Below are 25,151 nucleotides of genomic sequence, written 5' to 3' on the forward strand. Positions count from 1 at the left end.
TGCGCGATCTCGGCCCAGTCCAGCAACTCGTGCAACTTCATCGTCGGCGAGTCCTGGACCAAGGGCTTGGCGCCCATCAGGAAGAAGCTATCCATGTCGCCATTGCAACCCCGATGACCGATCGCGGCGCATCAGGGAAGTTATGCAGCGGTCTCTCGCTGGTGACTTTGGCACAGCTCCCACCGGGCCGATGCAGGTTGGCGCGACCAGACACACTCGAAGTTCGCGTGCCTGCGAGCCATGCCGCTCCGTTGCATCGACTCAGCCACGCTTGCTCTGGGCCTCGCCTTGCGGGTCGTCGGCGCCAGGCCTCATGCCTAGTCAGGGCGCAGGCCCGGCGCACTCGCTGCAGGAGCCGGTTCGCTTCGCCGGTCCCGCAAGGCGGCCCGTGCCTCTGCTGCGCGCTGTCGAGCGATAAGCTCGCCTTCGTTTGGGTTGGCTGCGCTGTGCATGGACTCGCTGCGGATGCGCGCCGACTCGGCGCCAGACAGACTGCTTTGCGCCTCGACCGCCTCACGGCTGATGCGCCAGTCAGCGGCTGAGTACCGCCCCTGCCCCTTGCGGCATTGCCAGGCTCGGCGAATTTCATCCTGCACAAAGCGCTTCGCCCCTGCTGGCAGCGTCGTCGAACTCGCCGTCGTCTCCATAGACGCGATGTCGCGGTCGGAAGGACACACACTCGCCAACGGAGCCGAGGGGGCCGCGGCTTCCCCTGCCGTCCAGAAGGCCCCCGCCTGCGGCAGATTGCCTGGAGCGGACGCGGTCCTTGCCGGCGGGATAGGCCCAACGATATTGGGCTCAAGTGCGCGGGATGGCATGAGCCCACCCTTGGCCAAGGACTGACAGGGCTGATCCGAGTAGTGAAGCCTGCCCTCCACCTTGCATTTCCAGACTTCTGCCTGCACGGATACGCCGCCCAATGCGGTCATGCAAAGCGCCAGCGTTTGCCACAGCCTCGAATTCATAGACACATCACCTTGTCAGTTCGTCCATGCCAGGCCGATCCGGCCTTGATTTGATCTGCAGGCAAGCCACCCTGCTCCTGAAGGTCCGAAGACCACAGATCGCAGTGCAGAGCCCCCGGGCGGAAGAACGCCCCGTGCCGATCTCGTGTCAACCGACGTCAGCCCGGCATTCATGACTTCGCCAGGGAAGTCGGCCGCAGGCCATGTTCGCCAGCCCCACAACGCCCGAGCGCTTCTGACCGTTTACCGCGGGGTCCCGAACGTTGGCGGGCTCGCTGGGCAAGGTATGAGCCGGGAGGCAATCCGGACCACGCCACGGGGCGCACTCATACGCCAGGTGAAGAAAGCACACCGTTCTTGGGGCCGGCTCGGCATCAGGGGTGTCGGCTTCACTGGCGAACAAGCGTCAGATCTGGGCTGCCTTCTCGTTGAATGGTGAGCACCTTTGCGTCCCCCTTGCCGTCGACCTGGAACTTGTAGTGCACGACCCCACGGCGTCGATCAATGAAGTGAGTGGGAGAGAGCGCCTCCAGGAGCGCGCGGGAGGGTCCGCGCCTAACCATGAGCCGGCCTTGATACAGCTCCATATGCCGGCGAACCTCAGGCTCACCATAGTCTCCAAGCAGCTGTTGGAGCGCCTCCTGGGGCAGTTCGATGACAGCCCAATCGGCAGCCACCTTTCCCAGCGCAGCCGCTGCGAGCTGCTCGCACAGATAGCCAGGCCCGGGCTGCCGCCCGGAACTCTCGTTCATGAGCACGGCCACAAAGAGTTCGCCGGCAGGAAGGTACAGCAGGTGCCCAATGAATCCTTGAGTGGACCCACTGTGTTCTAACGCTGTCTGCCCTTGCAGTTCGCGGAGCATCCATCCGAGACCAGTCGGAGCCGGCCTCCCATCTGACAGGCGCACTGGCGTGTTCATCAAGGCCGCCGTTGCGGGCCGCAGCAACTGCCCCGTCGTGGTCGCAGCATTCCACTTGGCCAGGTCATCGACGGTCGAGATGAGACCGCCAGACGCGGAGATTCCCGAGGAGTGAACCGCAGGCACTGGTGCACGAGTTCCGTCAGCCATCCTCCTGCCATGCCCGAGGACGAGGCGCGATTTGCTGCCGATTTGGTCCTCGAACCCGGTATCTGCCATCCCGAGAGGGCGAAGCACCTCGTCGTGAATGGCCTTCTCAAAGGGACGTCCGCCTACAGCTTCGATCAGACAGCCGATGAGTGCGTAGCCGGTATTGCTGTAGATGTACCGCTCCCCAGGCGCAGCAATCCGCGGGGTCTTCGCGCACAGCGCCAAGAGCTCTGCGCTGCTGAACCCTCGTGCGGCCTGCCGCTTGAACTCAGGCAACTCCGTGTACTGACCGAGGCCGGCCGTATGGCTCAGCAACTGGCGAAGTGTGAAGGCGGGCAATTCACGAGGCCAGTCAGTCAGGGCGTCCCCAACCGGAGTGTCCAAGTCCAGCTTCCCTGCGTCGACCAGCCGAAGGGCCAGCACGGCGGTGAACGTCTTGGTGATGGAGCCAATCCTGAACTGAGATTCGGGAGCAATGGCCTGCTCCGGCGATCGGCCGCTGCTTCCGTACGCTGCGCGCCAGAGCGTCTTGCCCCCTCGCTGCACGAGCACGGCACAACCAGCATCGCCAACGCCGAACTGCGGCTTCAGCATCGAGTCGAAGTCTGGTTCGGCCGAGCCGCCGCTCGAGGCAAGCGAATCTCCCAACAGGCCGAATCCGGCCGCCACCGCCAGCAGATGGCGGCGGCGTGTCGTAAAGGCTGAACGGTTCAAGGCGGCACTCCTTGTTCTGCAAAACGGGGCGCGAAGGCGAAAGCGCCATCCGGTGCCAGCTTGCATGCTCAGGCCAAGGCTGATGAGCTGGAGAGCCGACGGGACGCATGCAAACCGAACGTTTTCACTGTAGCAAGGGCTGGCAAGCAAAGGATTGACGCGCAGGCAACTCACTGTTGACTGCCCGCTACTGGCGCCGGCCGAAACCAGCCCGGATTCCCAGGGCTCCTTGTTGCAAGCGGGGACGGCCGCCCTGGTGACAGCCTGGGTCGGCGGCAATGCGATGGTCTGGCAGGGCCGCGCGGGCGCCGTCGTGGCCGGCCTGCTGGGCTTCCGGCTGGCCTGGGGCATGTACGGGCTGCTGGCGCTGCATGGGCTGGCGATCGCGGTGCACGAGGGGCTGCGCAGGCACAGGCTGGTCCGGCCCATGTTCCGGCTGTGGCACTCCCGCGGTCGCATCGACGGGCAGGCGCCTGGCAGGACCGGCCCTGCCCAGAGGGCGGCCCGGCTGCTGCCCCTGGTGCTGGCCCTGGCCCTGGGCGCGGAGGCCTGTCTGCACAGCTGGGAGCGCCCGCCGTCGCCCGCCGTCGGCGCGGCCTGGGGCGGCCTGGGGCGGCCTGGGGCGGCACCGCCGCCTGAGGCCGCGCGCCCGATCTCACCAGAAGCGGTACTTCGCCGACAGCTGCATGAAGCGCCCCAGCTGGTTGTGATAGGCCGGGTTGAAACCCTGGAGATAGGCGACGCGGTCGGCGTCGAAAGGTGCGGCCCGGTCGTCAACATTGCGCACCGACAGGCTCAACTCCAGGTCCTTGAAGCCGCGGTAAGACACATGGGCATCGGCCGTCATCCAGGCGCCGATGCGGCAGTAGTCAGGGCGCGGCGTGCTCTGCGCGGCATAGCTGCAGTTCACGGAGGCGTCCGCGACCTGAGCATAGGCGCCGGTGTAGTTCCAGTTGATGTTCAGCTGCCAGGGCCCGCGGCTCCAGCCCAGGCCGAAGCGCATGCGCTCCTTGGGCATCAGGTAGTAGCCGACGTTGTCCCGCAGCCCGGCGCCCGGTGCCTGGGCCTGTTCGTAGCTGGACAGGCGGTTGTAGGTCCCGCTGAAGGTGACACGGCCCCGGTCGCCGGGCAGGTCCCATTGCATGCGGCCGTCCACGTCCACGCCGCGCACGCGAGTCTCGGCCAGGTTGGTGGCCGTCAGAAAGATCTTGTCGATCTGGCCCGAGGCCGCACCGCGGACGATCTTGTCGGAGAACTCGGCCTCGTGCTCCAGCAGGTAGTCGGTGCTCATGGACGTCACCTCCCCCTTGCGCTTGATGTCGAAGGCATCGATCGCCAGGCTGCTGTTGCGCGTGGGCTGGAAGACCAGGCCCAGGGAGTGGCTCTTGGAGGTCTCGGCACGCAGGTCGCCCGAGGTGCCGTAGACACCGACGACGTAGCGCTCGCAGTTGGGGTTGTCGCTGTTGTAGGTGGGACACAGCTTGGGATCACGCACCTTGATGTAGTAGGTCTGCGTGCCCATGTGCTGCTCGGGCAGCGTCGGCGCGCGGAAGCCTTCGGCATAGGTGCCGCGCAGCAGCAGCTGGGGCAGCACCTGCCACTTCAGGCCCAGCTTGGGCGTGCTGGAGTGGCCGAAGTCGCTGTTGTCATCCATGCGCGTCGCCAGGGACAGCTCCAGGTTCTTCAGCACCGGCGCCACAGCTTCCGCGTAGACCGCGCTCACCCGGCGCGATCCGGTCGCGCCCTGCGAGTTGTACAGCGAGATGGCCCCCGAGGAGAGCAGCGTGTCCGGCACCGAGTCCACCTTCTCGCGGCGGTACTCCGCGCCGACGGACACCCCCAGCTTGCCCCCCGGCAGCGCCCACAGCTCGCGGCTGGCGCGCAGGTCCAGCGTGTCGGTGCTGCTCGTGCCCTTGTTGAGCATTCGCGGATACAGGCGGGCCATCAGCGCAGGATCATTGGCGGCCGCATTGCCCAGGATGAAGCTGCTGCGGACCTTGCCGTTGGCGTCCAGCACCTCCTGGGTCAGCACCGAGTCCTGCAGATAGCCGACCAGGGTCGTGTGGGTGCGGGCACGCGACAGCATCAGCGCGGCCTCCACGTCCCAGCCCGCGTACTCGCCACGCACGCCAGCGGTGTAGCGCTGGTTGAGGGTGTTGCTGGCCATGGTCGACGGCACGTCGTTGAACAGGTAGTGCACGCCAACCTCGCCTGTGCTGAGCGGGTTCTGCGGATGGCCCTCCGGCAGGATCAGATAGCTCACCTGGGCGCCCGGCGCATTGCCGTACTGGCCCAACTTGTCCACCAGGTCGTAGGTGTAGTAGCCATAGGCATTGGAGCCATAGCTGAAGCTGCGGGTGTTGTAGCGGCTGCGGGTGAGCGACAGGTCGCCGAAGAGTTCGAAGCCCTTGGGCAGGGCCAGCACGCCGGCGCTGTAGAGGCTGTCGGACTGCCAGCCGGCGACGAGGTTGACGGCACTGGTGTTGTCGTTGAGGCAGCGGCCATTCAGGCTGGGCTTGCTGCTGACGGCCGGGGTGCAGGGGCTGTCGAGCCGGGTCAGCGGGGCGATGAAGTTGGCGCTGCTGTTGTAGGGGCCCGAGGTAGGCGTCAGGCGGTAGACGTTGCGATAGTAGGGCGAGCGCGCGTCATAAAGGTCGAAGCGGGTGAAGTCGCCATCGCGGGTGCGCTCGCGATCGGAGGCGCGGACGGGATCCTGCTGCCGGTGCGCCAGCGTGGCGAAGACGTTGTAGCCATCCTGGCTCAACTGGCCCTTGCCGTAGGTGAAGGCGAAGCTCTTGCTGCCGCCGTCGCCATGGCTGGAGATGCCAGTGTCGGCGCTGCCCGTCAGGCCTTCGAAGTTCTTGCGCAGGATGATGTTCACCACACCGCCGATGGCGTCCGCCCCGTAGATGGCGGAGGCGCCGTCCAGCAGCACGTCGATGCGCTCGATGGCATCGACGGGAATGGAGTTGGTGTCGACGAAGGAGGCCGTGCCGAAGCCAAAGGGCGCCACGCGCCGGCCGTTGATCAGCACCAGGGTCGAGCCCACACCCAGGCCGCGCAGGGAGATGCCGGCGGCGCCGAAGGTGGTGTCCACGGGCCCATCGCTCGAGATGCCGCCCATATTGCCGGCGGCCACACTGCGCAGCACGTCGGACACGGTCAGGGCCCCGGACTTGGCGATGTCGTCCCGGTTGAGCGTCTGGATGGCCGATGCCGTCTCCGCTTCCAGGCGCTTGATGCGGGAGCCCGTCACCTCGACGCGCTCCAGTTTCCGCGACTCCTGGGGCGGCGGCTCCTGGGCCAGCAGAGGCAGCGCGGTGGTACCGGCGCAGGCAATGGCGACGGCTCGGACAATCGGGCGGATAGGGGGCATGAGGATCTCTCTCGATGTTGGCAGGGGCATCGCCGGGCGGCCTTCTTGTGCCTCGGCAACGGGGCGCAGCCGCCGGGTAGGCGGCTGCAGCGGCGTCGCCCAGTTCGGGCAACGGCCAGCGCGCATCGAGACGAGCCCCGGGGTGCAGGGCAGTCGCCTTCAACGGCGCTCACGCCGCGATTCTTGAAAAACGGCCGCGGCGCGGCGCCTCAAATCCTGCGCAACTTGCACCGTCCTGCTGCTTCCCAGCAGCTTTCAGGGAAAGTCCCAGGGTCAGATCTTGCGTCGATGCAACTGCCGGTAGCGTGCCGGCGGCATGCCGTAGCGCTGGGCAAAGGCCCGGGAGAAATGGCTGGGGCTGCTGAAGCCCAGTTCCAGCGCGATGTCCACCATGCGGTCCTCGCTGCCGGTCAGGGCCGCGCAGGCGCGTTCCAGGCGAAGCTTCATCGCGTACTGGTGGGGCGGCAGGCCAGCGGCCGCATGAAAGGCCCGCGAGAAGTGCGACTCGCTCATGCCGCAGTGCCGGGCCATTTCCGGAATGGGGATCTCCCGGGTGATGTTGTCGGCGATGAAGGCCAGCACACGGCGCAGGCGCGCGCCATCCAGGGCGCCCTTGCCTGCGGACGCCTGATGCGTGCCGCCATGGCGTTCCAGCAGATAGCACAGCAGAGCCGTGGCCAGGCCGTCGCAGTACTGCGCGGCCAGCGCACCAGCGCTGGCCTTGGCGTCCAGCATCTTCCAGGTGAGGTCCAGCACCTGGCGGTCCGGCGAGAAGGGGGTGTCGCACAGGCCTATGCCCTCCGGCAGGCCGGCCGCCTGGCTGAGCCGTTCCACCGTCTGGACCGGCACGAAGAGGTTGACGATGTCGCAGCCGCTCAACTGCCGCCAGCGGCCCGGCGAGCCCGGCGCGCAGATGCGGAAGCGATTGGCCCCGATCACCCCGCCCCAGATGGCCTGGTCCCCGACCCAGATCTGCGACTCCAGCGGTTCCAGCATCACGGCGATCCGGTAGCTGCCCGGATGCGGGCTGACCGGCTTCATGCCCCCGTCCGCCTGCCGCCTGGACCACCGCGCCAGCGACACCCCCGTCGCCGGGAACGGCCCCTCGCAGGCATCCAGCGGCCCGGTCACGCCGCTGCGGCGGAACCAGTCCATGAGCGCGGCACTGCTGTCGATGGCGGGAAAACTCATGACGGGGCGGGTGCTGGAGGGTGGCGGGGATGCTAACTCAAGCGGAGTGCCTGGCCATGGCTCATGGCTCATGACTCATGGCTGCGCCATTGCTCCTTCGGGACGGGAGCGGCCGTCTGGGTGTAGACGGCAGCCTGGACCTTGCCCGATATGTTCGGCGCAGAATGGGTGCGCTGGCGTTCGCGCGCAATGAACGCCGCCGCTGGCCTCTTGTGCTGACAGTTCGCGAGCACTCCATTGCCGGAAGCAGAAGAGCCGGTCCAGGCCGTGCGAAGGTTCCTGGCCGTCGCGCATCGACTTGTCTTCGTCGTCCCTCATGCGGCAATGCGTCTATGCCCGCTGCTGCGGCTCCTTGTCCTCTTGACCACCTCGGACTTCAGACATGAAGTCCGGGCTCCGGTGATGTGGGCCTAGCTGACGCCAGGGCAAAGGTACAGAAGCGCACAGGAACGCTGCCTTTTGTGCAACTGAGCTGGGCAATCGCCCTGTGGCTGCGCGCTTGGCAGCGAGCGCTGCCCGCCGTGCCGCGAGGCTGCTGGAACCTGAACCTTGACGCCATCATGGCATCTGGCGGCCGGAACGCCCGGCCGGTGCAAACCGCTGAGGCGGTCCCTGCAACTGCCAGGCCCATTGGTGATACACCGCACGCGCCATGCGCTGCAGTTGAAGGGTGCGCGCCGGGAGCTCGCGCAGCATGTCCGCCCAGCGCTGCACGGCCGGTCCCCGCAGGCCCTCGACCTCAGCACGGCCGGCCTCGCACCAGCGGCGCAGGCCGGCCTCGCTGATCTCCAGATGGCACTGGAACCCCAGGTGCGGGCCGAGTGCGAAGGCCTTGTTGAGACAGTGGGTCCCGAAGAGGAGCCGCCTGGCTCCACGCGGGATCTCGAAGGTGTCGTAGTGCCAGTTGAACACCTGCAGCTCCTGCGCTCCGCAGAACAGACGGCGCCCCTCCGGCGTGACCCAGACGCGGGACCAGCCGACGTTGGGCCAGGCATTGCGACTGACTTGCGCGCCCGCCACCAGCGCGAGCTGCTGCGCACCGAAGCAGTGAGCCAGCACGGGCACCTCATGCGCCAGGGCCTGCTGCAGCAGCACACGCTCAGACCCGATCCAGGACAGCGGGTCGTGCACGCTGTGGTCGCTGCCCAGCACGGCGACACCTGCGAAGTCACGCACCTCGCCAGGGATCCGGTCCCCCTGGTCCGGGCGTAGCACCAGGGTCTCCAGGCCCTCATCGCTGAGGCATTGCTGGAGGAAGTCGGGGCCCTGCAAGTCTTCGTGCTGCAGGATGAGGATCGGTCTCATAGAGGCGGCCCGGGCCTGGCTCGGGCGGTGTTGCGATGAGGAGCAATCTATCGAGCGCGCCCTCAAGGCCTTGCAGAGAATCGGCCGTCGGACGTCAAGATCTCGTCAAGATCTCGTCAATGGAACGCAGAGCAGCGGTGACAAACCACCGTTGCATCGTCGAGCGACGCCGGGGGCATCAGACCTGTCATCAGCGGCCTTGCACAATCCGGCGACCGCGTCGAACGCCATGACTGTGGAACGCTGCGAGCAGCGCCCCCGCCAGAAGACCGATGCACCTCGCCCTGCCGGCTCCTTGCCCAGCTCCTTGGCCGAGCCCAGGACCATCGGAGCTGCCAGCGATCCGAACGGCCATCGCAGGACATGCCCATCTCGCAGCGGCGTGGGCTGCCTGGCGTGCTCAGGGCACCAGCCGATACCCCACCGCCGTTTCCGTCAGCAGGTGTTTGGGGCTCGCCGGCTGCGCCTCCAGCTTCTGCCGCAGATTGCCCATGTAGACACGCAGGTAGTGGCTGCTGTCGGTATGGCTGGGGCCCCAGACGGCCTTGAGCAGCTGGCCGTGCGTGAGTACCTTGCCCGCGTTGGCCACCAGGTGCGTCAGCAGGCGGTACTCGGTGGGCGTCAGGTGCACGGGCTGGCCGGCACGCAGCACACGGCGGTGCACCAGGTCCACCTCCACCTCACCGAAACGGAAAACCGTGAGCGCCGCCTCCTGGCCTCGCGTGGTCGTGGCCAGGCGGCGCTGGCAGACGCGCACCCGCGCCATCAGCTCACCGATGCCGAAGGGCTTGCTCAGGTAGTCGTCAGCGCCGGCATCGAGAGCGGCGATCTTGTCGGCCTCGTTGCTGCGCGCCGAGAGCACGATGACGGTCACATGGGACCAGCTGCGCAGGTCCCGAAGGTAGTTGAGGCCGTCGCCGTCGGGCAGGCCCAGGTCCAGGATGACCAGGTCCGGATGCCGGGTGCCGGCGTCGATCAACCCCTGCCGGAGCGTCTCGGCCTCATGGACGACCCAGCCTTCGGTCTCCAGGGCCAGGCGCACGAAGCGGCGGATGCTGGGTTCATCCTCGACGATCAGGACAACGGGATGCGGTTCACTCATGGTTCTTGAGGCAGCTCGGCTTCCATGGCCTCCAGCGAAGGCGGGGTGCCGCGGGGCAGCGCTATTTTGAAGGCAGCGCCGCCCAGGGGGCTGCGCTCGGCCCAGATGCGACCGCCATGGGCGTCGACGATGGCACGGCAGATGGCCAGCCCCAGGCCGACCCCGGGCGTGCTGGACTCCTTCTCGCCGCGGCTGAACTTGTTGAAAAGCTGCTCCTCGCGGCCCGCCGGCAGGCCGGGGCCGTCATCGTCCACGCTCAGCACGACCTGGTCCGGCTCAGCGACGGCACTCAGCGCGATCTGGCAGCCCGCGGGCGTGTACTTCACCGCGTTCTCCAGCAGATTGCACAACACGCGCTCCATCAGCGCGGCATCGAGGTGCAGCAAGGGCAGACCCGGTGGCAGGCGCATCTGCAAGCGGTGCTGGGCCAGGCTGTCGCCCAGGATCTGCAGCGAGGTGCCGACGACCTCCTCCAGCGGCTGCCATTGCCGGTTGAGCTGCAGGCTGCCGCTTTCCAGCCTGGCCATGTCCAGGAGGTTGTTGACCATGGCGCCCACGCGGCGCGACTGCTGCTGCAGGGTCAGGCTCAGCTCGCGCGCCTGGGCCGGCAGGCCCGGCAGGGTCTCCAGGGTCTGGGAGAGGCCGTAAAGCACCGCCAGCGGCGTGCGCAGGTCGTGCGAGAGCGCCGAGAGCAGCGAATTGCGCAGACGCTCGGACTCGATCTGCACCAGGGCCTGCTGGGCCACCTCCACGTAATGCACGCGCTCCAGGGCCTGGCCGATGATGCGGCCGCAGGTGGCCAGTTGGTCGCTCAGCTCGGGCTGCAGCACCGTGCCCAGGGCGCGCGGGCGCAGCGCCATCACGCCGCGCAGGCGCATGGGGGCTTCCAGCGGCAGGTAGTGCCAGGGGCTGCCGGGCAGGGTGTCCGTCGAGAGGCCGGCCGCCTGGCGGTGGTCCAGTGCCCAGCGGGCCGTGCCGGCGTCGGGCCGGTCCGCTTCGCCCAGGGCCGCCTCGCGGGGCGAGGGTTGCAGCTGCTCCTTGAGGTCCAAGGTGTAGATCAAGACCTGACCCTGCACCTCGCGCGCCAGGGTGCGCTCGGCCACTTCCAGCACCTGCTCGGTCTGCAGGGCACCAGCCAGGTCGCTGGTCAGCTCGAACAGCAGGCGGGCGCGCCGCTCCCGCTCGGACGCCACCAGGGCCTGGTAATGCAGCCCGGCGGTGAGCTGGCCGGTCAGCAGGCCCACGGCCAGCATCACGGCGAAAGTCAGCAGGTACTGAACGTCAGAGACCGCGAAGCTCAGCTTGGGCTCGACGAAGAAGAAGTCAAACAGGCCCACGCTCAGAAAGCTGGCCAGCACGGCAGGCCCACGCCCCTGCTTCCAGCCCACCCACAGCACGACCAGCAGGAAGACCATGACGATATTGGTCTGCGCGAAAGCCCACTGCAGGGGCCAGCAGAGCAGGGTCGCGCCGATGCAGGCGGCAGCGGTGAAGCCGTAGCGGCGCAGCCGCAGAAAGGCCGGTTCCGCCTGCGGGGCCATGGCCGGTCCGGACTCCTCGCGCGATGGTGTGCGGCGGGCCACTGTCAGCACGTCCAGGTCCGGGCTCATGGCCTCCAGCGCGCGCGCCAAGGTCTGGCGGCCCAGCCAGCGCTGCCAGCCCTTGGGCGGCTGCGCGCGGCCCAGCACCAGGGTGGAGAGATTGTGCTGGCGCGCGTGGCGCTGCAAGGCCTGCGCGATGGACTGGGCGCTCAGCACCGAGGTCTCGGCCCCCAGCTCATGGGCCAGGCGCACGGTGCGCAGGATGCGCTCGCGCTGCGCGTCCGGCAGGCGGCTGAGCTGCGGGGTCTCCACATAGACGGCATGCCAGCTGACGTTGAGCTGCTGCGCCAGCCGGGCCGTCTCGCGCACCACGCCGTCATCGGCAGGATCCGGGCCGATGGCGCACAGCAGCGCCGCCTCGGTCTTCCAGACCTCGCTCACCCGCTGATTGCTGCGCCATGCCTGGACGTCGTCTTCGACCCGGTCCGCCGTGCGCCGCAAGGCCAGCTCGCGCAGGGCCATCAGGTTGCCCTTGCGGAAGAAGTGCTGGGCGGCGCGCTCGGCCTGGGCGCCCATGTAGACCTTGCCAGCCGCGAGGCGCGCGAGCAGCTCGTCGGCCGGCGTGTCCACCATCACGACCTCATGGGCCGCGTCGAAGAAGGTGTCCGGCAGGGTCTCCTGCACGCGCACGCCGGTGATGCCGCCGACAATGTCGTTCAGGCTCTCCAGGTGCTGGACATTGAGGGTGGAATAGACGTTGATCCCGTTGGCCAGCAGCTCCTCCACGTCCTGCCAGCGCTTGGGATGGCGCGAGCCCGGCACATTGGAGTGGGCCAGCTCGTCCACAAGGACCAAGGCCGGGTGGCGCGCCAGGGCAGCGTCCAGGTCGAACTCCGGCAGGCTTCTGCCACGGTACTCGACAGCCTTCAGCGGCAGCTGGGGCAGGCCCTCCAGCAGGGCCTGAGTCTCGGCCCGGCCATGGGTGACGACGATGCCCGCCAGCACGTCCAGCCCTTCCGCCTGCAGCTTGCGCGCGGCGGCCAACATGGCGTAGGTCTTGCCCACGCCGGCCGAGGAACCGAAATAGACGCGCAGCCGGCCGCGCCTGGCCTCGCGGTCCTGCTGGTCGATCTGCGCGAGCAGCGCGTCGGGGTCGGGGCGTTGTTCCGTCATCAGAGCCACCCTGCGCGCCGGAAACGCCACCACAGCAGGCCGCAGACGCTGACGATCAGACCCAGGGCCGCCGGATAGCCCCAGGCCCACTTGAGCTCGGGCATCTGCTCGAAGTTCATGCCCCAGATGCCCGCGAAGGCCGTGGCCACGGCGAAGATGCCGGCCCAAGCCGCCAGGCGCTTGGTGACCGCGCTGTCGTCAATGGCGACCATGGACAGATTGGCCTGGATGGCGGTGGCCAGGGTGTCGCGCACGGACTCGATGGCGGCATGGATGCGCGCCAGGTGATCGGCCACGTCACGGAAGTACTCGGTCGTGCCGCTGCACAGCAGGGGCACGCGCCCGCCGTGCAGCTTGGACAGCATCTCCAGCATGGGTGCCACCGCTCGGCGCAGGCGCATCAGCCGGCGCTTGAGCTCGTAGAGCCGCTTGATGTTGTCCAGCTGCGCGCCGGGCGTGAAGATGCTTTGCTCGATCTCCTCCAGCTCCGACTCCAGCAGGTCCACGATGGGGAAGTAGCGGTCCACCACCGCGTCCATCAAGGCGTAGAGCACAAAGCTCGGGCCTTGCATCAGCAGGTGGGGCTCGCGCTCGCAGCGCTCACGCACGCCCAGGAAGTGGACGCGGCTGCCGCTGCGCGCCGAGATCACGAAGTTCGGCCCGCAGAACACCGCCACCTCGCCGATGCTGAGGTCCGCATCCACCCAGTCCACCAGGTGCATCACGGCAAAGACCAGCTCGCCGTACTCCTCGACCTTGGGCCGCTGGTGGCCATGCGTGGCGTCCTCGACGGCCAGCTCGTGCAGATGGAACAGGCGCTGGAAGGGCTGCAGCTCCTCGGCGCTTGCGTCGCGCAGGGCGATCCAGACAAAGGTGTCCGGATCCGCGAGGTGGCGCCCCAGGGTGGCCTCATCGTAGGGCGAGAAGTCCTCGACCTTGACCCCCGAGCGGTAGGCGGCACAGTTGATCAGCATGCCTGCATTGTCAGCCCCGGAAGGCCGCCGATTCCATCTTCACGTTCATGCGCGGCCCCGGCCTCAGAAGGTCTTGCCAACGCTGAGCACCAGCCCCGCCTTGCCGACGCGCTTGGCGTCCTGGCCGGCGGCGTTGCCCACCTGGTAGAGCGCCTTCTTAGCGTCGGTGGCGATGAGGGCCGCCGTCCAGTTCAGTCCGATCATCTCCTTGGCCAGTGAAAGTTTGAGGTCGGTGTAGGACAGCTCACCGTAGTGACGCACCTCGGTACGGCCGACATGAGCACCGAGGGTCAGGCCTTGCCCCAGGTCCACGGTGTAGTTCAGGTCCAGGTACAGCGTGCCCTTGGACGAGCCCTTCGCATCGAGCGCGCTGAAGTAGGCATAGGCGGCGGTGTCGCCGTTGAGGCCGAAGTAGTCGGTGACGGCATAGGAGAGCTTGCCGCTGAATGCGCCGAGGCTCAGGCCGGCGTAGAGCTCCAGGTTGTCGTAGCGCTTGCTGGTGGCGACGCCCGGGGCGCTGTTGAGTCGCGCGCCGGGATAGAGGTAGACCAGAGCGCCAAGGTCCAGCGTGCCCTCGCCCATCACCGGCAGCTTCACGCCGCCGTAGAGGTCCAGCTCCAGGCCGGCGCCGTTGTTGTAGCTGTTGCCCGAGACATTGGAGGCCCAGGTGCCGGCGTACCAGCCGCTCTTGTGGGCATAGTCGAAGCCGCCCTGCACGGCCGGCAGGGCCCAGGTCTGGCTGATGCCGCGGAAGCGGTAGTCGCTGACCAGGCTCAGGTTGCCGGTGAGGGTGTGCTCGGGTGTGGGTGCGGGATCACTGCCCTGCGCCTGGCCAGCCAGCGGGGTGGTGAGCAAGAGGGCAAGGGTGAGGAGAGAAAGCTTGTTCATGAAAGGTCGATGGTCAGCGCGGCGGCCAGCGCCGCAGGGCTGCTGGCACCGCATGGGGGTCAGAAGAAATGAGTTCGGTAATGGGCGCGGGTCCGGGGGCTGAGTCAGCCTTGCCTGGCACGGTCCAGGGCGAGGTTGAGCCTCAGCACGTTCACCCGCGGCTCGCCCAGCACGCGCAGGTCCATGGGCTCTGTGTGAGCCTCGATCAGGCGCTGCACCTCTTTCACGGACAGGCCGCGCTCGCGGGCCACGCGCGGCGCCTGGTAGCGGGCGGCAGCCAGGCTGATGTGCGGATCCAGGCCGCTGGCAGAGGCGGTGACCAGGTCCACAGGCACCGGCGCGGTGTTGCCGGGGTCCGCCGCCCGCAGAGCCTCGATGCGCGCCTTGACGGCTGCTTCCAGCGCCGGGTTCAGCGGCCCCTGGTTGGAGCCGGCCGAGTTGGCCGCGTTGTGGCTCATCGGGCCCGTGGCCGAAGGGCGGCCCCAGAAGTACTTCGGGCTGGTGAAGGACTGGCCGATCAGCTCGGAGCCGACCAGCTGCCCCTTCTCCTCGATGAGCGAGCCCTTGGCCTCCTTGGGCATGGTCATCTGGGCGATGCCCGTCACGGCCAGGGGGTAGAGCAGCCCGGTCACGGCGCAGAGCAGCAGCAGGCTCACCAGGGCGGGACGCAGATGTTGTTTCATGATGGATCTCCTCAGACCAGGTGCAGGCCGACCAGGATCAGGTCGATGGCCTTGATGCCGATGAAGGGCACGACGAGGCCGCCCAGGCCGTAGATCGCCAGGTTGCGGCGCAGCAGGGCCGCGGCACCGATGGCGCGGTAGCTGACGCCCTTCAACGCCAGGGGGATGAGGGCGATGATGATCAGCGCGTTGAAGATCACCGCCGACAGAATGGCCGAGGCCGGGCTGTGCAGCTGCATCACGTTGAGCGCCTGCAGCTGCGGGTACACGCCCACGAACATGGCCGGGATGATGGCGAAGTACTTGGCGACGTCATTGGCGATGGAAAAGGTCGTCAGCGAGCCGCGCGTCATCAGCAGCTGCTTGCCCGTCTCCACGATCTCCAGCAGCTTGGTGGGGTTGGAGTCCAGGTCCACCATGTTCCCGGCCTCCTTGGCCGCCTGCGTGCCGCTGTTCATGGCCACGGCCACGTCGGCCTGCGCAAGGGCAGGCGCGTCGTTGGTGCCGTCACCCGTCATCGCGACGAGGCGGCCTTCGGCCTGGTAGTCGCGGATCATCTTCAGCTTGGCCTCGGGCGTGGCCTCGGCCAGGAAGTCATCCACGCCGGCCTCGGCGGCGATGGCGGCGGCGGTGAGCTTGTTGTCGCCCGTGATCATCACCGTCTTGATGCCCATGCGGCGCAGCTCGGCGAAGCGCTCCTTGATGCCGCCCTTGACGATGTCCTTGAGCTCGACGACGCCCAGCACGCGCGAACCGTCGCTGACCACGAGTGGGGTGCTGCCGAGGCGAGCCACATCATCGACAGCCTGTTGGACTTCCGCCGGATAGCGCGCCCCCAAGGCCTCGACATGACGGCGGATGGCGTCAGCCGCGCCCTTGCGGATGCTGCGCAGCGGCGTGCTGGCGGTCTGGAGGTCGATGCCGCTCATGCGGGTCTGCGCCGTGAAGGGCACGAACTGGGCGCCGAGGCTGGCAAGCTCGCGCTCACGCAGGCCGTGGCGCTGCTTGGCCAGCACGACGATGCTGCGGCCTTCCGGGGTCTCGTCCGCCAGCGAGGCCAGCTGCGCGGCGTCGGCCAGCTGCATCTCGCTCACACCGGGGGCCGGCAGGAAACGGCTGGCCTGGCGGTTGCCCAGGGTGATGGTGCCGGTCTTGTCCAGCATCAGCACGTCCACGTCGCCCGCGGCCTCGACAGCGCGGCCCGAGGTGGCAATGACGTTGGCCTGCATCATGCGGCTCATGCCCGCCACGCCGATGGCCGAGAGCAGCGCGCCGATGGTCGTGGGGATCAGGCAGACCAGCAGGGCCACCAGCGCGGTGATGGACACCACCGTGCCGCTGCCGGCGGCCTCCACGCTGAAGATGGAGAAGGGCAGCAGGGTCACGGTCACCACCAGGAAGACCAGGGTCAGCGCCACCAGCAGGATGGTCAGCGCGATCTCGTTGGGCGTCTTCTGGCGCTTGGCGCCCTCCACCATGGCGATCATGCGGTCCAGGAAGGACTCGCCCGGGTTCACGGCGATGCGCAGGACCAGCCAGTCCGAGAGCACGCGGGTGCCGCCCGTGACCGAGGCGAAGTCGCCGCCGGACTCGCGGATCACCGGCGCCGATTCGCCGGTGATGGCGCTCTCGTCCACCGAGGCCACGCCCTCGATCACCTCGCCGTCCAGCGGGATCAGGTCGCCCGCCTCCACCAGCACGATGTGGCCCTTGCGCAGCTCGTCGGACTGGACGGGGTGCCAGGAGGAGCCGTGCTGCGGCTTCTCCAGCTTCTTGGCCCAGGCCTTGGTCTTGAGCCCGCGCAGCGAGGCGGCCTGTGCCTTGGAGCGCCCCTCGGCCATGGCTTCGGCGAAGTTGGCGAAGAGCACGGTGAACCACAGCCACAGTGCGATGGCCAGCATGAAGCCCGAGCCCTCAGCCCCGGCCACCGTCGGCTCGCCCAGGCTGGCCAGCCACAGGCCCGTGGTCAGCACGCTGCCCACATAGACCACGAACATCACCGGATTGCGCCACTGGATGCGCGGATCCAGCTTGGCGATGGACTGGGCCAGGGCCTGTTTCACCAGGGCCGGGTCCAGCAGGGAAGTGCTGCTCGTTGCTGAACTTGTTGCAGTTGTCGAATTGCTCATGATGATTCCTCAGGCGGTCCAGAGCATCAGCTGCTCGACGATGGGGCCCAAGGCCAGGGAAGGCACGTAGTTGAGAAGGCCGACCAGCAGCACGACGCCGATCAGCAGGGCCACGAAGAGCGGGCCGTGCGTGGGCAGGGTGCCGTTGCTGGTGGGGATGCGCTTCTTGGCCGCCAGGCTGCCCGCCAGGGCCAGCACCGGCACGATGACGCCGAAGCGGCCCAGCCACATCGCGATGCCCAGCAGGGTGTTGTAGAAGGGCGTGTTGGCGGAGAGGCCGGCGAAGGCGGAGCCGTTGTTGTTGCCGGCCGAGGTCAGCGCATAGAGGACCTCGGAGAAGCCATGGGCGCCCGGGTTGGCGATGCCGGCCTTGCCGTCCGCGGCGACCACCGCCAGGGCCGTGCCCAGCAGCACCACGAGCGGCGTGACGAGGATGGCGATGGACACCATCTTCATCTCGTGACTCTCGATCTTCTTGCCCAGGTATTCGGGCGTGCGGCCTATCATCAGCCCGGCGATGAAGACCGCGAGGATGGCGAAGACAAGCATGCCGTACAGGCCCGTGCCCACGCCGCCGAAGACCACTTCGCCCAACTGCATCATCACCAGGGGAACCATGCCGCCGATGGGGGTCAGCGAGTCGTGCATGGTGTTCACGGCGCCACAGGAGGCGGCCGTCGTGACCACGGCGAACAGACTGCTGGCGTTGATGCCGAAGCGTGTCTCCTTGCCCTCCATATTGCCGCCCGACTGTTCTGCCGTCAGGCGCTGGTCCACCTGCAAAGCCTGCAGGCGTGGGTTGCCTGCCTGCTCGGCCATGGTCTCAGGGATCACCCCGGCGATGAAGAGCACGCTCATCGCGGCCAGGATGGCCAGGCCCTGGCGCCAGTCCCCCACCAACTGGCCGAAGCTGAAGCACAGTGCGGCCGGGATCAGGAAGATGGCCAGCATCTGGGCGAAGTTGCTCAGCGGCGTGGGGTTCTCAAAAGGGTGGGCCGAGTTGGCGTTGAAGAAACCGCCGCCGTTGGTGCCCAGCATCTTGATGGCCAGCTGGGACGCCACCGGCCCCATGGCCAGTTGCTGGGTCGATGAGGTGGCTGCCTCGGTCAGCGGCTCGCCCTTCTCGTTCTTCATGGGCTGGCCGTCGGCGCCCAGGCGCGGGGCATCGTAGTGGTTCACTTCCAGCGTGTGGGCGTCCTGGTAGGCGTCCAGGTTCTGGATCACGCCCTGGCTGACGAAGAAGAGCGCGAACACGAAGGACAGCGGCAGCAGCAGCCACAGGGTGATGCGGGTCAGGTCTTGCCAGACATTGCCCACGTCACCGCTGAGCTTGCGCGAGAAGCCGCGGATCAGCGCGAAGACCACCGCGATTCCGCTGGCCGCGGACAGGAAGTTCTGCACCGTCAGCGCCAGCATCTGGGTCAGGTAGCTCATGGTGGACTCGCCGCCATAGCCTTGCCAGTTGGTGTTGGTGACGAAGCTGATGGCCGTGTTGAAGGCCGAGTCCGGGCTGACGGCGCCCATGCCTTGCGGGTTCAGCGGCAACAGGTGCTGCAGGCGTTGCAGGCCGTAGGCCGCCAGCACACCCAGCAGGCTGAAGACCAGCAGCCCGATGGCGTAGTGCCGCCAGTGCATGCCCTGGTCGGCCTTCACGCCGGCCAGGCGCAGCAGGCCGCCTTCGACCCGCAGCATCCAGCGCGGCAGCCGCCCCTCGGCCAGGGCCGAGAGCCAGCGCGACAGCGGCCAGGCCGCGGCCAGGAGGACGCCCATGTACAGGGCCAGTTGGATCCAGGCAGAGGTGCTCATTCAGAACTCCTCTGCGCGCAGCAGCGCATGGACCAGGTAGACGAACAAGGCCACGGCCAGCAGGCCGCTGATCCAGTACAGCGCACTCATGACTTCTTCTCCAGCCGATGACTGGCCAGCGCGAGGCCGGCGGCCAGCGCGAACAGCGCCAGGCTCAGGCCCAAAAACACTCCGTCCATAGACACTCTCAACAAGGGGTTGTGTGAGGTCAGGAGCGTAGGTTGGGGGGCGTCAAGGCCGTGTAGAAGGTCTGGGGGTGGGTATAAAGAAGTCGTAAAGACGCGCAGGATGGCTTACGCGCCAACTCTTGCTGCGCCATCAGCCCCCGCGTCTGAGGCCCTGCCCATGCACGAGCGGCACGCTGGTGCCAGTCCGCTGGCGCTCAGGCCAGTCAGCCCGGCGCGGGCCCGGTCTCTTCGATGTCGTTGAGCTGGTAGCCCTCCCCCCGGATCGTGGAGATCAGGGCGGGATGCGTCTTGTTGCGCAAGGCATGCACGAAGACCTCGATGGCGTTGCTGCCCAGCTCCTGCCCCCAGCGGTACATGGCGGCCTCGATGCGGTCGCGGGACACCACGGTGTTTCTGTGACGCACCAGCACTTGCAACAACTCGTACTCGCGCCAGGTCAGGTTCAGCACCTCACCTCGCCAGACGACGCGGCGGTCCAGGGCATCAAGCACGAGGGGGCCCACGCGATCGCATTGCGCCAGGTTGGCGTCCTGCCCCAGGCGCAGCCGGCTCAGCTGCTCCTTCAAACGCTCCGTGCGCATCGGCCGGAGCTGGTAGGCACCAAAGGCGTGCGTGCCCCCGACCAGCCGCTGCAGGGCATGGGCGTCGCAGACGAGCAGCGCTGTCGGTCGCCCCAGTCCCCTGGGCAAGGGACGGGCGGGCTGGTCTTCCACCACATGCAGCATCGCCTCACCGCCCAGCAGCGATGGCGGCTCCGGGCTGGCGGGCTGGCAATGCCATCGCAGCTGTTCACAGGCCTGGCGGCAGACCCGCAGGATCTCCGGATCCCGGGCATGCACAAGGACTTGGGTGATGGGTACTGCTGCGTTCACGGGCCTCAGGGTCGGCGGTCAGCCTTAAGGCCTGATGAAGTTGTTGCAAGCCATGACCGGCTGCTTCATCTGGACTTCAGGAAGGCCTTGCAGGCTCCGTCCTGAGCTGCCGCAAGGCTGTCGAACGGCAGACGGGATGCCGCAGCGCCAGGGCAGCACCCCCAGCCCGTTACACATCCTCACGCGCTTAATGCGCCGCAAAAGGGCCTTGCACAAACTGCGCCGCATGAACATGTCTGAGGTCCTGCCCCGCCAGTCCCCCAATGTCAGGGGACACCGCCCTGCGCCAGGAGGCCGCGATCGCTGGCTCTACCTGGGCCTGGCCGTGCTCGTCACCGGAGCATGGCTGGCGGTCCAGCGCTGGCAACTGAGCGCGTCCTCCGAGCTCGGCTACTGGCTCGGCGTCTCCGGCGGTGTGTCCATGCTGCTGCTGTTCGCCTACCCGCTGCGCAAGCGCTGGCGCCCTATGCAGCGCTGGGGTGCGGCCCGCAGCTGGTTCGCGGCCCATATGGTGCTGGGCATCGCCGGCCCACTGCTGATCCTGCTGCATTGCGCCTTTGCCATCGGCTCCCTCAACGCCGGCGTGGCCCTCTGCAGCATGCTGATCGTTGCGGGGAGCGGCGTGGTCGGGAGATTCCTGTACCTGCGCACCCACCGCGGGCTCAGCGGCGGTCTGCAGGGCTTGCAATCGGTGCGCGAGGAGCTGGGGCTCCACCACGACGAGGCGCAGCGCCGGCTGGCGTTCGCGCCGCAAGCCGAGGCCTTGATCGCGCGCTTCGAGGCACGGATCACCCCGGCGGCCCTGTCGCAGGCAGGCTGGGCGGAGGCCTTCGTCGTGCTTCCCTGGATCCGCCTGCGTACGGAGGCCCAGTGCCTGCAGGCCCTGCACATCGCCATGCGCAGGCGCTCGCGCGAGCTGGACTGGGGACCGCAGCGGCGCCGCCAGGAGTGGCTCAGGCTGCGAGCCACCGTCCAGGCGCTGTTCCGCACCGGCTTGCGCGTCGCCCAGTACGAGCGAGCCGTGCGCCTCTTCGCACTGTGGCACGTACTGCACCTGCCCTTCGTCTACTTGATGGTGCTGTGCGCGGTGGTGCACATCGTGGCCGTCCACGTCTACTAACGGCATGGCGCATGAAACCCCGGAGCCGCCCCTCTTGTCCTCCTGCCGGGAGGCCTCATGAGCAACGCCCGCTGGCTTCACGGGGCATGCCTGCCGCTGTTCAGCCTGCCGCTGTTCAGCCTGCTTCTGCTCTGCCTGCTCCTGCACGGACCGCTGGCGCAGGCGCAGAGCATGGAGTCGGTGCTCTCGCCGGGCGTGCTCACCAAGGCCCACGCCAAGTGGGACGACAGCTGCCGCAGCTGCCATACGCCCTTCGACCGCAAGGCGCAGGAGAAGCTCTGCATCGACTGCCACAAGGACGTCGGCCGGGATCTGGCCGAGCGCACGGGACTGCATGGCCGCCAGAAACCGCAGCCCTGTCGCAGTTGCCATACCGAGCACAAGGGGCGTGAGATGAACATCGCACCCCTGGACAAACCGCAGTTCGACCACGCGCAGACCGACTACCCGCTGCGCGGCCGCCACCAGGACGTGGACTGCGCCAAGTGCCATGCGGCCGCTCGCAAGTACAGTGCTGCGCCCCAGGACTGCCAGGGCTGCCACCGCAAGGACGACGTTCACAAGGGAGGCCTCGGTGCCCGCTGCGACAACTGTCACGAGGAGAAGCGCTGGAAGGAAACACGCTTCGACCACAGCGTCACGCGCTTCCCGCTCAAGGGTGCCCACGGCCCCGTCCGGTGTGAGTCCTGCCACAAGACCCGCGAATACAAGGACACGCCGAGCGCCTGCATCGCCTGCCATCGCAAGGACGACAGGCACAAGGCGCAGTTCGGTGAGAAGTGCGAAAGCTGCCACACCGAGCAGCGCTGGCGCGACATCACCTTCCGGCATGACGTCGACACGCGCTACGCGCTGCGCGACAGGCACCGGGAGCTGCGCTGCAGCAGCTGCCACACAGGACCGCTCTACAGGGACAAGCTCGGCACGGCATGCGTCGACTGCCACCGCAAGGATGACAAGCACAGGAGCACGCTGGGCTCCGATTGCGCGCAATGCCACACAGAGAAGGGCTGGCGCGGCGTCCAGCGCTTCGACCATGACCGCACCGCCTTCCCGCTGCTGGGCAAGCATGCGCAGGCCGGCTGCAAGGATTGCCACCAGAGCCTCGTCTACCGTGAGGTGAACTCGACCTGCATCGGCTGCCACCGCAAGGACGACAGACACGAGGCCACCCTGGGCGAGCGCTGCGCCGATTGCCACACCGAGAGCAACTGGCAGGCCCCGCGCTTTGACCACAACAAGGCGCGCTTCGCCCTGCGGGGCGCCCACGCATCGCCGCCCCTGGCCTGCCGGAGCTGCCACGCCGACGTACGCAGCTACCGCAAGACCCCCGGCGACTGCCTCGCCTGCCACCGCAAGGACGACAGGCACGAAGCCCAGCTGGGTGAGCGCTGCGAGAGCTGCCATGACGAGCAGCGCTGGAAGCAGGCGCGCTTCGATCACAACAAGGCCCGATTCAGTCTGGCCGGCGCCCATGGCTCAGCGGCGTGCAAGGCCTGCCACCAGAGCCTGCGCTTCCGTGATGCACCACGGGACTGCCTCGCCTGCCATCGCAAGGACGACAGGCACAAGGCCAGCCTGGGCGACGCCTGCGAGAGCTGCCACAACGTGCGCGCCTGGCGGCTCTGGCGTTTCGACCACGACCGCCAGACCGACTACGCACTGGGTGCCGCCCACGTCAAGCTGCCCTGCGCCAGCTGCCACCGCGACCCCGCCCCTGCCGGTCGCAAGGTGAGCTCGCTGGCCCGGACCTGCGTGAGCTGCCATCTGAAGGACGACGTCCATGAGCGCAACTTCGGTCCGCGCTGCGAGCAGTGCCACCAGCCCAGCCGCTGGGCCGCCGTGAGCCCCGGGGCGTCTGCAGGAGTCCGCCCATGACGCAGTTGCTCTACACCCCCTGGCTGGCTCGATGGGTCCGGCGCCTGGTGCTCGCCACGATGGGCGGGCTGGGTCTTTGGGCGCTCAATGCCAGTGGCGCAGCGAGCGAGTTCGATCATCTGCGCACCGGCTTCGCCCTCACCGGCACGCACCAGAACCAGCGCTGCGAGAGCTGCCACCTCGGTGGGGTCTTCAAGGGTACGCCCAAGGAATGCGAGGCCTGCCACACCAGCGGAGCCCGCTTCGCCAGGACCAATACCGTCAAGCCCGCCACCCACATTCCCAGCGCACAAGGCTGCGACACCTGCCACAACACACGCAGCTTCAGCGGTGCCAAGATGGACCACAAGGGCGTGTCTGCCGGATCCTGCGCCAGTTGCCACAACGGCGCCCTGGCAGCTGGCAAGCCCGCGGACCACCTGACCACCACCGCGGCCTGCGACAGCTGCCACCGCACAAGCGCCTGGAAGCCCGCCACGGCCTTCAACCACGCAGGCGTGGCCGCCGGCAGCTGCGCCAGCTGCCACAACGGCCAGAAAGCGACCGGCAAACCGGCCAGCCACCCGCCCTACACCGCCGTGGCGGCCACCGCCAGCCTCGCTTGCGACAGCTGCCACAAGGCGGGCTTCACGGCGTGGATGCCGGCCAAGGTCCACGCCAATGCCAGCATCAACGCCCAGTGCGCCGTCTGCCACCTGAGCGTTCGCCCGGCCAATGCGCTGCACAACGGACAGACCGTCTGCGAGAGCTGCCACAAGAGCACCAACGGCTGGGCATCGGGCAAGGTGGACCATGCCAGCTTCAATGCCGCCACCGACTGCGCCAGCTGCCACAACGGCAGCACCGCCACCGGCAAGTCGACGATCCACATCCCCACCGGGTCCACCAGCTGCCTCAGCTGCCACAGCACAGGCAGCTGGAAGCCGGGCAAATGGAATCACACCCAGCTGAGCGTCGTGAACCAGTGCGCCAGTTGCCACAGCGGCGCCTTCCCTCCGGCGGACGGCAAGCCGGCCACGCACACGCCCTACCAACTGGTCGGCAGCCTGGCCTCGCTCAACTGCGACAGCTGCCACAAGGCCGGCTTCACCGCATGGGCGCCGGCCAGGCTTCACGCCAGCGTGAGCGTGAAGAGCCAATGCTCGACCTGCCACCTTCCCATCCGCCCCAGCACCGCCATCCACAGCGGGCAGACGGTCTGCGAGAGTTGCCACACCAGCACCAGCAGCTGGGCAGGCGGCAAGGTCGACCACAGCACGTTCAATGCAGCCACCCAATGCGCCAGCTGCCACAACGGCAGCGCGGCCACCGGCAAGCCCGCGGCCCACATCCCGGTCGGTGCCACCAACTGCATCGCCTGCCACGGCACCAGCGGCTGGAAGCCCTCCAAGTGGAACCACACCCAGGTCACGGTCAGCAACCAATGCAGCAGCTGCCATAGCGGCGCCTTCCCGCCCGCCGACGGCAAGCCCGCCACCCACACGCCCTATCAGCTCGTGGGCACGCTCTCGGCCCTGAACTGCGACAGCTGCCACAAGGCCGGCTTCGCCGCGTGGGCGCCGGCCAAGCTCCATGCCAGCATGAGCATTGCGAGCCAGTGCTCGACCTGCCACCTCTCCGTTCGCCCCAGCAACACCATCCACAGCGGGCAGACGGTCTGCGAGAACTGCCACAAGAGCACCAGCAGCTGGGCGGGCGGCAAGGTCGACCACAGCACGTTCAATGCAGCCACCAACTGCAGCAGCTGCCACAACGGCAGTGCGGCCGCCGGCAAGCCCGCGGCCCACATCCCGGTCGGTGCCACCAACTGCATCGCCTGCCACGGCACCAGCGGCTGGAAGCCCTCCAAGTGGAACCACACCCAGGTCACGGTCAGCAACCAATGCAGCAGCTGCCATAGCGGCGCCTTCCCGCCCGCCGACGGCAAGCCCGCCACCCACACGCCCTACCAGCTCGTGGGCACGCTCTCGGCCCTGAACTGCGACAGCTGCCACAAGGCCGGCTTCGCCAGCTGGACCCCGGCACGCCTGCATGCGAGCGTGAGCGTGACGAGCCAGTGCTCGAGCTGCCACCTCTCCGCCCGCCCCGCCACGGCCGTGCATGCGGGCCAGACCGTCTGCGAGAACTGCCACAAGAGCACCGCCAGCTGGACTGGGGCCAAGGTCGACCACAGCGG

At 67.9% G+C, this 25,151-nt stretch carries 17 protein-coding genes; 3 read left to right on the forward strand and 14 right to left on the reverse strand.

What is annotated here, in order from left to right; genetic code table 11:
• Window positions 1-317: 317 nt before the first annotated feature.
• The 14 genes from ACS5PK_RS21065 to ACS5PK_RS21130 form a co-directional block, all read right to left on the reverse strand.
• Window positions 318-965: a hypothetical protein gene (locus tag ACS5PK_RS21065; protein WP_439442234.1), complete on the reverse strand. Its 648-nt coding sequence runs from the start codon at window positions 963-965 to the stop codon at window positions 318-320.
• A gap of 389 nt (window positions 966-1,354) precedes the next feature.
• Complete coding sequence (locus ACS5PK_RS21070) at window positions 1,355-2,749, reverse strand: serine hydrolase domain-containing protein (RefSeq protein WP_439442235.1); 1,395 nt, start codon at window positions 2,747-2,749, stop codon at window positions 1,355-1,357.
• 655 nt (window positions 2,750-3,404) lie between these two features.
• Entirely contained in the window at window positions 3,405-6,125 is a 2,721-nt protein-coding gene (locus tag ACS5PK_RS21075) for a TonB-dependent receptor plug domain-containing protein (protein ID WP_439442236.1), read from the reverse strand.
• 273 nt (window positions 6,126-6,398) lie between these two features.
• Window positions 6,399-7,316 (reverse strand): helix-turn-helix domain-containing protein, encoded by a 918-nt coding sequence (locus ACS5PK_RS21080; protein ID WP_439442237.1) that lies wholly within the window; start codon window positions 7,314-7,316, stop codon window positions 6,399-6,401.
• Window positions 7,317-7,874: 558 nt separating this feature from the next.
• Complete coding sequence (locus ACS5PK_RS21085) at window positions 7,875-8,621, reverse strand: type 1 glutamine amidotransferase (protein WP_439442238.1); 747 nt, start codon at window positions 8,619-8,621, stop codon at window positions 7,875-7,877.
• A 400-nt stretch (window positions 8,622-9,021) separates the two neighbouring features.
• On the reverse strand, window positions 9,022-9,723 hold the full coding sequence (gene kdpE, locus ACS5PK_RS21090) for a two-component system response regulator KdpE (RefSeq protein WP_439442239.1): 702 nt from the start codon (window positions 9,721-9,723) through the stop codon (window positions 9,022-9,024).
• Window positions 9,720-12,437 (reverse strand): DUF4118 domain-containing protein, encoded by a 2,718-nt coding sequence (locus ACS5PK_RS21095; protein WP_439442240.1) that lies wholly within the window; start codon window positions 12,435-12,437, stop codon window positions 9,720-9,722. Before ACS5PK_RS21095 ends, kdpE begins: the two co-directional genes overlap by 4 nt.
• Window positions 12,437-13,411 carry a magnesium and cobalt transport protein CorA gene (locus tag ACS5PK_RS21100; protein ID WP_439442241.1) on the reverse strand — a complete coding sequence of 325 codons (975 nt, stop codon included), beginning with the start codon at window positions 13,409-13,411 and terminating at the stop codon, window positions 12,437-12,439. The genes ACS5PK_RS21095 and ACS5PK_RS21100 overlap by 1 nt, the downstream gene beginning before the upstream one ends.
• Before the next feature lie 63 nt (window positions 13,412-13,474).
• Complete coding sequence (locus ACS5PK_RS21105) at window positions 13,475-14,299, reverse strand: TorF family putative porin (RefSeq protein WP_439442242.1); 825 nt, start codon at window positions 14,297-14,299, stop codon at window positions 13,475-13,477.
• A 104-nt stretch (window positions 14,300-14,403) separates the two neighbouring features.
• Window positions 14,404-14,982: a potassium-transporting ATPase subunit KdpC gene (gene kdpC / locus ACS5PK_RS21110; protein ID WP_439442243.1), complete on the reverse strand. Its 579-nt coding sequence runs from the start codon at window positions 14,980-14,982 to the stop codon at window positions 14,404-14,406.
• Window positions 14,983-14,993: 11 nt separating this feature from the next.
• The gene (gene kdpB, locus ACS5PK_RS21115) at window positions 14,994-17,111 is read right to left on the reverse strand and encodes a potassium-transporting ATPase subunit KdpB (protein WP_439442244.1); all 2,118 of its coding nucleotides are present in this window, start codon (window positions 17,109-17,111) and stop codon (window positions 14,994-14,996) included.
• A gap of 9 nt (window positions 17,112-17,120) precedes the next feature.
• Window positions 17,121-18,917, reverse strand: coding sequence for a potassium-transporting ATPase subunit KdpA (gene kdpA, locus ACS5PK_RS21120; protein ID WP_439442245.1), 1,797 nt, complete (start codon window positions 18,915-18,917; stop codon window positions 17,121-17,123).
• The gene (kdpF, locus tag ACS5PK_RS21125) at window positions 18,918-19,007 is read right to left on the reverse strand and encodes a K(+)-transporting ATPase subunit F (protein ID WP_439442246.1); all 90 of its coding nucleotides are present in this window, start codon (window positions 19,005-19,007) and stop codon (window positions 18,918-18,920) included.
• 301 nt (window positions 19,008-19,308) lie between these two features.
• Window positions 19,309-19,977, reverse strand: a complete 669-nt coding sequence (locus ACS5PK_RS21130) for a winged helix-turn-helix domain-containing protein (RefSeq protein ID WP_439442247.1) — start codon at window positions 19,975-19,977, stop codon at window positions 19,309-19,311.
• A gap of 226 nt (window positions 19,978-20,203) precedes the next feature.
• On the opposite strand from ACS5PK_RS21130, the gene ACS5PK_RS21135 reads away from it, so the two are divergent.
• From ACS5PK_RS21135 to ACS5PK_RS21145, 3 genes are all read left to right on the forward strand, one after another.
• Window positions 20,204-21,097, forward strand: a complete 894-nt coding sequence (locus tag ACS5PK_RS21135) for a hypothetical protein (protein WP_439442248.1) — start codon at window positions 20,204-20,206, stop codon at window positions 21,095-21,097.
• A gap of 57 nt (window positions 21,098-21,154) precedes the next feature.
• Window positions 21,155-22,975: a cytochrome c3 family protein gene (locus tag ACS5PK_RS21140; protein ID WP_439442249.1), complete on the forward strand. Its 1,821-nt coding sequence runs from the start codon at window positions 21,155-21,157 to the stop codon at window positions 22,973-22,975.
• A partial coding sequence (locus ACS5PK_RS21145; RefSeq protein ID WP_439442250.1) for a cytochrome c3 family protein occupies window positions 22,972-25,151 on the forward strand: 2,180 nt, incomplete at its 3' end. The genes ACS5PK_RS21140 and ACS5PK_RS21145, both read left to right, overlap by 4 nt.

Source organism: Roseateles sp. DB2, assembly GCF_051857535.1.
Classification (GTDB): Bacteria; Pseudomonadota; Gammaproteobacteria; order Burkholderiales; family Burkholderiaceae_C; genus Roseateles_B.